1 protein-coding gene is annotated in these 1639 nt (G+C 68.6%); it reads left to right on the top strand.

Features of this window, described 5'->3' with window-relative positions; translation table 11 throughout:
• The first annotated feature begins 148 nt into the window (after positions 1–148).
• Positions 149–1558: an IS110 family transposase gene (locus SRB17_RS45220; RefSeq protein ID WP_228396724.1), complete on the top strand. Its 1410-nt coding sequence runs from the start codon at positions 149–151 to the stop codon at positions 1556–1558.
• Positions 1559–1639 lie beyond the last annotated feature (81 nt).

The raw sequence follows: 1639 nt of genomic DNA, 5'->3' as shown, positions 1-1639 counted from the left end.
ATAGGAGTCGAGCGTTCACCTGCGGTGACGCCCCGCGGGCGTGAAAATCGGTACAGGGGCTGTCCGCCGACGCCGCTTGATGTTTGGGCTGTGAGCCCGCATAGGAGTCTGGTGAGGGAGCCGTCCGAGGGGGCCGCACACTGTCGCCTTGAGCACGCCGATCAGCTTCTCCGTTACCCCTTTGGCTTCCCGGGCAGCCCCTGCCCTGCACCAGCGCAACAGGGGGTACGTCATGGAGGAGTTGGGAGAAGAGCACGACGACGGGACGGTCGCCAGGGTCGCGGCGATCGACATCGCGAAGGCGTCCGGGATGGTCTGCCTGCGCGTCCCGCACGACACCATCGAAGGCCGACGTGTTCAGACGGTCTGGACGGTCGCCTCGACCACGAACACGATCCTCGAACTCGGCGACCGGCTTGTATGCCAGGGCGTCGAGCGGGTGGTCATGGAAGCGACAGGCTCGTACTGGCGCCCGTTCTTCTACCTGCTGGAGGCCCGCGGCCTGGACTGCTGGCTCGTCAACGCCCGCGACGTGAAGAACGTCCCCGGGCGTCCGAAGACGGACAAGCTGGACGCGGTCTGGCTAGCCAAACTCGCCGAACGCGGCATGGTCCGCGCCTCGTTCGTCCCACCGAAGCCCGTGCGACACCTGCGGGACTACACCCGCACCCGCACCGTGTTCGTCCAGGAACGCACCCGGCACAAGCACCGCGTCGACAAGGCCCTGCAGGACGCGCAGATCAAACTGTCCGGCGTCGTCTCCGACCTGTTCGGCATGTCCGGACGGGCCATGCTCGACGCGATGATCGCCGGAGAACGCAACCCGCGCACCCTGGCCGACCTCGCCAAGGGCAACCTGATCAAGAAGAAGCCAGCCCTCATCGAGGCCCTGACCGGGCAGTTCGAAGACCACCACGCCCGGCTGCTGCGGGTGCTGCTGTCCACCGTCGACCACCTCACCGCACAGATCGACGAACTCGACCGGCTGATCGCCCGGACGCTGGAGGAGATCACCACCCCGCCAGGCAGCACAGCCACCGGGGAGGAGGCCGCCGCGGTCAGTGCGCGGACTCTGGCCGAGAAGCTGGACGCCGTCCCCGGGATCGGGCCGGCCACCGCGCAGATCATCCTCGCCGAGATCGGCGCGGACATGAGCCGCTTCCCCACCCCTGAACACCTGGTGTCCTGGGCCAAGCTGTGCCCCCGCACGATCCAGTCCGGAGCGAAGAACACCTCGGGGCCGGCCGGGCAGGGAAACCCCTGGCTCAAGGGCGCCCTCGGTGAGGCCGCCAATGCCGCCGCCCGCACCGACACCTTCCTCGGCGCCCGCTACCGGCGCATCGTCAAACGCCGCGGCCATGCCAAAGCCCTGGTCGCCGTCGCCCGCTCGATACTCGTCATCGCCTGGCACCTCATCAACGACCCGGACGCCTCCTACCAGGAGCTCGGTGCCGACTGGCACCGACGCCACCTCGACCCCACCCGCAAAACCCGCGACCTCGTCCGCCAGCTCCAGGCCCTCGGCCACCAAGTCGCGCTCAGCCCAGCATCAGCCTGACCCTCCCGTCTCACGCCATCCGGTCCGCAAGCGGCCCGGATGCTGCCGCCTGCCCTCCCGCACATCGATTTTCCGATCAGC

Source organism: Streptomyces sp. RB17, from assembly GCF_009604455.1.
Lineage (GTDB): Bacteria > Actinomycetota > Actinomycetes > Streptomycetales > Streptomycetaceae > Streptomyces.
This window is presented reverse-complemented; position numbering and strand designations above follow the sequence as displayed.